General features: G+C 66.4%; 1 protein-coding gene. It reads left to right on the forward strand.

Annotated elements, in window-relative coordinates:
- Positions 1 to 235: hypothetical protein (locus QJT78_RS52635; RefSeq protein ID WP_281460997.1), on the forward strand; the 235-nt coding region annotated here is incomplete at both ends.

A 235-nucleotide genomic window follows, 5' to 3' on the forward strand; every position in this document is an offset into this window, starting at 1 on the left:
GCCGGTGCTGCTGCAGAAAATCAAGCGCGCGATGTGGTCGGACATCGCCGACCTGCGTCTGGCAGCCCGACCAACCTTATGGGGTGTTGAAGAAGCGCGCGGCCTCTTAAACCAGCCGCGCCGAATACTTCCGGCCCAGCCCGACAATGCCCCACATCGCGCGCTGTCCGGGGCGCCCTTCGGTGTCGAACACCTGCTGGCACAAGGCCCTGGTCTGCGGTCCGATGCGCTCGGC

This window comes from Bradyrhizobium sp. Mp27, from assembly GCF_029953005.1.
Lineage (GTDB): Bacteria > Pseudomonadota > Alphaproteobacteria > Rhizobiales > Xanthobacteraceae > Bradyrhizobium > Bradyrhizobium barranii.